Genomic DNA, 6,683 nt, shown 5'->3' with positions numbered 1-6,683 from the left:
CTGATCGACCAGCTGCGGCAGGAATTCTCGGTCGTGATCGTCACCCATTCGATGCAGCAAGCCGCGCGCGTCAGCCAGAAGACCGCCTTCTTCCACCTCGGCAATCTGGTGGAATATGGCGATACCGACGACATCTTCACCAAACCGCAGGATTCGCGGACCGAGGCCTATATCTCGGGTCGCATCGGCTGACGCCCCAGGAGGATCCCATGATCGACCGCGAAAGACATATCTCATCGGCCTTCGACCGCGATCTCGAAGCGATCCAGGCGCAGCTGGTGAAGATGGGCGGGATGGTCGAAAGCGCCATCGCCGACGCCGCCACCGCGCTGGAAAGCCGCGACGAGGAACTGGCCGAACAGGTTCGCGCCCGTGACAAGGCGATCGACGCGCTGGAAGCACAGATCAACGAGGACGCGGCCCGGCTGATCGCCCTGCGCGCGCCGACGGCGACCGATCTGCGCATGGTGCTGGCGGTCATCAAGATCAGCGCGTCGCTGGAACGGGTCGGCGATTATGCCAAGAACATGGCAAAGCGCACCCATGTCCTGTCCCAGATGCCGGCCATCGACGGCGCGGGCTTGGCCCTGCGGCGGATGGCGCAGGCCGTGGATTCGCTGGTCCAGGATGCGCTGGACAGCTATATCCGCCGCGATGCCGACCTGGCCGAGGATGTGCGTCAGCGCGATCTGGAGGTGGATCAGATGTATAACGCGCTGTTTCGCGAATTCCTGACCCACATGATGGAGGATCCGCGCAACATCACGGCCTGCATGCACCTGCATTTCATCGCCAAGAACACCGAGCGGATGGGCGATCACGCGACCTCCATCGCCGAACAGGTGATCTATCTCGTGACCGGGCAATTGCCCGATGAGGCGCGGCCGAAATCCAGCAGCGTTCCGGCCCAGGCCGGCGCGACCAGCGGAGGTTGAGCCGATGAGCCGACAAACCCCCTGTGTTCTGGTGGTCGAGGATGAAGGCGCGCAGCGCGAGGTTCTGCAATACAACCTCGAAGCCGAGGGATTCGACGTGGTCGTCGCCGATAATGGCGAGGACGCGCTGTTGCTGGTGCAGGAGGAACAGCCCGATCTGATGGTGCTGGACTGGATGTTGCCCAGGGTGTCGGGCATCGAGGTCTGCCGTCAGGTCAAGGCCGATCCGGGCACCCGGTCCATCCCGATCATCATGTTGTCGGCCCGCGGCGAGGAAACCGACCGCGTCCGGGGATTGGAGACCGGGGCGGATGATTACGTCGTCAAGCCCTACTCGGTGGTGGAACTGATGGCGCGCCTGCGCACCCAGCTGCGCCGCACCCGTCCGGCGACGATGGGAGAAAGGCTGAGCTTTGCCGATATCATCCTCGATGCGGGCGAACACCGGGTTTTTCGCGCCGGCCAGCCGCTGCATCTGGGTCCGACCGAATTCCGGCTGCTGTCCACGCTGATGGAAAAGCCGGGCCGCGTCTGGACGCGCGAACAGCTTCTGGACCGGGTCTGGGGGCGCGACATCTACGTCGATACCCGCACCATCGACGTTCATGTCGGCCGCCTGCGCAAGGCGCTGATGGTCAATGGCGGCGACAATCCGGTCCGGACGGTGCGCGGCACGGGCTATGCCCTGGGCTGAGACCCGGCAAAGGCCCGTCCGCCGTCGCCGAGAAAATCCAGAACCTCCGCAAGCTGGGGAATTGCGTCGCCCGCGCCCGGCCGGGTGACCTTCAACGCCGCGGCGGCCGAGGCCAGGCGCAGCGCCTCGGCCATGCCGTCGCCGCGATCCAGCGCCGCCGCGACGTAGCCCGCGAAAGTGTCGCCCGCGGCGGTTGTGTCCACCGGGGCCACCGGAAAAGCCTCTTGCACTATGGTCGTTCCGGCTTTCATATCGCGATATTCCGCGCCCTTCGATCCGCGCGTGATCAGCAGGCCTTCGACCGGCAGATCTCCGGGAATGGCGTCGAAAAGCTGCCGCGCCTCGCCCTCGTTCATGGCCAGGATCGACACATGCTCCATCACCGCGCGCACCGCCTCGACCGCGAAGGGCGCGGCGGAATAGATGACCCTTGCGCCGGCCCGCCGGGCAATGCGGGCGGCATCCGTCTGGCCGTTCGTCTCGTTCTGGATCAGCAATGTGTCACGCGGCCCGATCCCGGTCAGAGCGGCGGCGATATCGGCCGCCTTCAGCGCCGTGTTGGCGCCCGGATGGATGACGATCATGTTCTCGGCCCGGGCATCCAGCAGGATGATCGCATGGCCCGTCACCTCGGCGTCCAGCTGCCGGATCGCCGCAGGACAGACGCCGGCATGCCGCAGCCGTTCGATCACCCAGTCGTCGCCGGCCCCGATCGCGCCCAGATGATGTGTCATCGCCCCCGCCCGCGCCGCCGCGATCGACTGGTTCGCGCCCTTGCCGCCAAGGCCAAGCGAATGCCCGGTCGATGCCAGGGTCTCGCCCGGCCCGGGCAAGCGGTCCAGTCGGTAGACGTGGTCGATATTGATCGAGCCCAGATTCCAGATCGCCATGTCGTATCCTCCGTGATGACAAGTCTTGCCGGCGTGCCGCGGCCTGTCCAGTAACGAAAAAACGCGCCCGGTCGGGGCGCGCTTCTTCGGAGTCGAAAGGACCGGGCCGATCAGCCGGGCTGATGCTTGCCCTTGTGGCGCGCCCAAAGTCGCTTGTTGGTCAGATACAGCAGTGCCGTCAGCACGATCAGGAACAGGACCGAGACCAGGCCAACCGCCTTGCGGTCCATCATCTTTGGCTCTGCGGTCCACATCAGAAAGGCCGAGACGTCGCGGGCCATCTGGTCCGCGGTCGCGGGTGTGCCGTCCTCGTAGGTCACGACATCGTCCGAAAGCGGCGGCGGCATCCTGACCCAGCCAGTCGAGAACGCCTTGTTCTGATAGAAGGTGCTGCCGGCCTCTTCCTTGGTCTCGCCGGTATACCCGGTCAGAAGCGCGTGGATATATTCCGGTCCGCCGGCGCCCTTGAACAATTGTTTGATCCCGGTGCCATAGGGTCCGTGAAAACCTGCGCGCGCCTTGGCCATAAGCGACAGATCCGGCCCCATTCCATCGCCGGTGACGGTGGGGAAATTGTCCGTGGGCAATCGCGTCCGCAACTCGCCCGTGTCGGGCTCGGTGATTTCGGTCAGATTGGCGGCATAGGCGCGGACCTGGTCCTCGGGCAGCCCGGGACCGCCCGGGTCAGACAGCGTGCGGATCGGGACGAGTTTCAGGCCGTGGCAGGCCGAACAGACCTCGGTATAGACCTGAAGCCCTCGCTGCAGTTGAAACTGGTCGAACGAGCCGAACGGCCCCTCGAAGCTGAAGGCGATGTCCTCGATCTTGCCGCCCTCGGACAGGGCTTCCTGATTGTCCTCGTTTCCGGCGATCGGTTCGCTGGCCTGCACCACATTTTCATCAGCCGCTGCCGGTGCTGCCGCCGATTCCGTCCCGGCCGGCGTGCCGGCATCGGTTCCGCCGTTGGCCTGCTGCTGAGCAGCAGCCTGCGGGGTCGCGGGCTGGTCCGCGGCCGTCGCACCCGCATCCGCGGCCGTACCCTTCTCCGGGGTGGCCACGAAGGTGGTGCCGCCCTGGGGCGCGGGCTGGGCCGACTCGGGCTGGTTCATCGGCACCGTCCGGGTGGTCGAGCCGTCCTGCGCCAGCGCGAAGCCGGCCGCAGAGATCGTCAGGGCCGCAACGGCCGTGAGCGTCCTGGTTCTCATGGTCATTCGTGGCTCTCCTTACTCGGCCATGCGCGTGGGTGATTCGTGATGCGCGAGAAAGTCTTCCTCGATCGTGGCCGGCATCGGGTCGGGCTTCTCGATCACGCCCAGAAGCGGCAGGATGATCAGGAAATAGGCGAACCAATAGGCTGCACCGGCCAGCGCGATGAGCGGATAGATCCCCTCGGTCGGACGGGCGCCGACCCAGGTCAGGATGACAAAGTCGGCGGCCAGCATCCAGAACCACCACTTGAACTGCGGCCGGTACCGGCCCGAACGCACCCTGCTGGTGTCCAGCCACGGCACCAGCGCCAGGACCAGAATCGATCCGAACATCGCCAGCACGCCGAAGAACTTGGCGTCGATGATGCGGAAGGACAGGAAGTTGACCAGCTGCACCACCCAGACATCCGAGGTAAAGGCCCGCAGGATGGCGTAGAAGGGCAGGAAGTACCATTCCGGAACGATCTCGGGTGGCGTCACCAGCGGATTCGCCTCGATATAGTTGTCGGGATGGCCCAGGTAGTTCGGCATGAAGCCGACGATCGCGAAGAACACGATCAGCACGACGCCAAGCGCGAACAGATCCTTCATCACGAAATAGGGCCAGAAGGGCAGGGTATCCTTTTCCGCCTCCTGCTTGCTTGACCGCCGCACCTCGATCCCGGTGGGGTTGTTGTTGCCGGTCGTGTGGAAGGCCCAGATATGGACGACCACAAGCGCCGCGATGATGAAGGGCAGCAGGTAATGCAGCGAGAAGAAGCGGTTCAGCGTGGCATTGTCCACCGCCGGCCCGCCCAGCAGCCAGGTCTGGATCGTCGGCCCGATGCCGGGAATGGCGCCGAACAGGCCGGTGATCACCGTGGCGCCCCAGAACGACATCTGCCCCCAGGGCAGCACGTAGCCCATGAAGGCGGTGGCCATCATGGACAGATAGATCAGCATCCCGATGATCCACGTCACCTCGCGCGGAGCCTTGTAGCTGCCGTAATACAGGCCGCGGAAGATGTGCAGATAGACCGCCAGGAAGAACAGCGACGCGCCGTTGGAATGCAGATAGCGCAGCATATAGCCGCCATTCACGTTGCGCATGATCTTTTCGACGCTGGCAAAGGCCAGATCCACCTGCGGGGTGTAGTGCATCGCCAGCACGATGCCGGTGATGATCTGCAGCGCAAGGCAGAAGGTCAGCACGACACCCCAGATCCACATCCAGTTCAGGTTCCGGGGCGTGGGGATCATCAGCGTGTCATAGAGGATGCTTGCCACCGGAAGTCGGCGGTGCAGCCAGCGCTCGAAGCCCGTTCTGGGCTCGTAAGGATCGTGCGGGATACCGGCCATGTGTTGCCCTCCTCAGCCCAGCTTGACGGTGGTTTCGTTGATGAATTCGGCGATCGGGATCCACAGGTTCTCGGGCGCGGGGCCTTTGCGGATACGCCCGGCGGTGTCGTAATGCGAGCCGTGGCAGGGGCAGAACCAACCGTCGTAATCGCCCGCGTTGTTGCCGATCGGCACGCAGCCCAGATGGGTGCAGACGCCGATCATGACCAGCCATTCGCCGGCTTCGTCCATTGTGCGGTTCTGGTCGGTCGCGGGTTCGACGCCGCCAAGATTGGGGTTCTGCGCGGTCTGATCGATCAGTTCGCTCAACGCGACCGCGCGGCCTTCCTGGATTTCCTTTTCGGTCCGGCGGCGGATGAAGATGGGCTTGCCGCGAAACTTGACCGTCAACTGGGTGCCGGTCTCGACGCCGCTGACATCGACCTGGATCGAGGACAGGGCCTGGACATCGGCCGAGGGGTTCATCTGGTTCACAAGCGTCCAGGTGGCGGCACCGGCGGCCACCGTGCCTGCGCCGGCCGTGGCGTAATAGAGGAAATCCCTCCGGGTGCCGACGTGGTCATCTGCGTGGGACACGGGTCATTCTCCAATTCAGGCCGGAACCCCGGCCGATACGACATTCCGGGCCGCGTCTGATCGCAGCCTCTGCGGGGCGGTTCTAGCCTTCAATTCCGCGTCAGTCCAGCCGTCAAGCCCGCGCAAAAGCGCGCATATCGCCGCATCTGTTGGAATTTTGCCGCGCGCGACCGAAGGCTTGGCGCCCCGCGGCGACAGGCAGCCGCGCCTCCGGCCGGGGTCTCAGCCGGTCGGGGCAGTCGATCACAGCAGCCCCTGCGCCCGAAAGCTGATCTCGCGCGAGCGTCCGATGATCAGGTGATCGTGGACCGTGATGCCCATGGAATCGGCGGCCTGAACCACGCGGGCCGTCATCGTGATATCCGAATCCGAGGGCGTCGGATCGCCAGAGGGATGATTGTGGACGAGGATCAGCGCCGAAGCGTTCAGTTCCAGCGCGCGGCGGATGATCTCTCGCGGATAGACCGGAACATGATCGACCGTGCCGCGCGCCTGTTCCTCGTCGGCAATCAGGACGTTCCTGCGGTCCAGATAGAGGACTCGAAATTGCTCGGTCGGACGATGGGCCATTGCGGTGTGGCAATAATCCAGCAGCGCGTCCCAGCCAGACAGGACAGGCCGGTGCATGATCCTGGCACGGGCCATGCGCTGCGCCGCCGCCTCGACGATCTTCAGTTCGGTGACCACGGCCGGTCCGACACCCTCGACCTGGTGCAAACGCGCCGGTTCGGCGGTCAGTACCCCATTGAAATCCTTGAAAACCTCGATCAGTCGACGAGCAAGAGGTTTCACATCCTGCCGCGGGATGGCGCGGAACAGCACCAGTTCCAGCAATTCGTAATCCGGCATCGCGGCCGCGCCGCCCTGCCGGAAGCGGTCGCGCAGGCGGGCGCGGTGATCGGCCAGGTAAGAGGGCGGCGGGCCGTCCTTTTGACGCAACTCCGCGACCGGCCCCGCCACATCGTCGGCGGCGGGCGAAAACAGAGGCAGCGGCATTTCACCAAAGGCGCGATTCGAATCCATGCCGGCAGAATGGATCGAA

Annotated in this window: 7 protein-coding genes and 1 pseudogene; 3 read left to right on the top strand and 5 right to left on the bottom strand. The window is 64.8% G+C overall.

The window, feature by feature from the left end:
- The 3 genes and pseudogenes from B4L36_RS16075 to phoB all read left to right on the top strand — a co-directional run.
- A pseudogene (locus B4L36_RS16075) lies at window positions 1-192 on the top strand (phosphate ABC transporter ATP-binding protein); the annotation flags it as partial.
- Window positions 193-209: 17 nt separating this feature from the next.
- Complete coding sequence (gene phoU / locus B4L36_RS16070; protein WP_414692198.1) at window positions 210-935, top strand: phosphate signaling complex protein PhoU; 726 nt, start codon at window positions 210-212, stop codon at window positions 933-935.
- Between the two features lie 4 nt (window positions 936-939).
- Window positions 940-1,629: a phosphate regulon transcriptional regulator PhoB gene (phoB, locus tag B4L36_RS16065; protein WP_292959161.1), complete on the top strand. Its 690-nt coding sequence runs from the start codon at window positions 940-942 to the stop codon at window positions 1,627-1,629.
- Here the strand turns inward: phoB and B4L36_RS16060 are convergent.
- The 5 genes from B4L36_RS16060 to radC all read right to left on the bottom strand — a co-directional run bounded on the left by B4L36_RS16060 (window position 1,614) and on the right by radC (window position 6,664).
- A complete protein-coding gene (locus B4L36_RS16060; RefSeq protein ID WP_292959160.1) occupies window positions 1,614-2,519 on the bottom strand; it encodes a PfkB family carbohydrate kinase in 906 nt (301 codons plus the stop codon). The genes phoB and B4L36_RS16060 overlap by 16 nt on opposite strands.
- A 110-nt stretch (window positions 2,520-2,629) precedes the next feature.
- Window positions 2,630-3,391 carry a cytochrome c1 gene (locus B4L36_RS16055; protein ID WP_292959177.1) on the bottom strand — a complete coding sequence of 254 codons (762 nt, stop codon included), beginning with the start codon at window positions 3,389-3,391 and terminating at the stop codon, window positions 2,630-2,632.
- Window positions 3,392-3,742: 351 nt separating this feature from the next.
- A complete protein-coding gene (gene petB, locus B4L36_RS16050; protein ID WP_292959159.1) occupies window positions 3,743-5,065 on the bottom strand; it encodes a cytochrome b in 1,323 nt (440 codons plus the stop codon).
- Window positions 5,066-5,077: 12 nt separating this feature from the next.
- A complete protein-coding gene (gene petA / locus B4L36_RS16045) occupies window positions 5,078-5,641 on the bottom strand; it encodes a ubiquinol-cytochrome c reductase iron-sulfur subunit (RefSeq protein WP_292959158.1) in 564 nt (187 codons plus the stop codon).
- Window positions 5,642-5,884: 243 nt separating this feature from the next.
- Window positions 5,885-6,664: a RadC family protein gene (gene radC, locus B4L36_RS16040; RefSeq protein WP_292959157.1), complete on the bottom strand. Its 780-nt coding sequence runs from the start codon at window positions 6,662-6,664 to the stop codon at window positions 5,885-5,887.
- Between the last annotated feature and the right edge of the window lie 19 nt (window positions 6,665-6,683).

Source organism: Paracoccus sp. UBA889 (genome assembly GCA_002294185.1).
Lineage (GTDB): Bacteria > Pseudomonadota > Alphaproteobacteria > Rhodobacterales > Rhodobacteraceae > Paracoccus.
The sequence above is the reverse complement of the archived record's forward strand: the minus strand, read 5'-3'. Positions and strand labels throughout refer to the sequence as shown.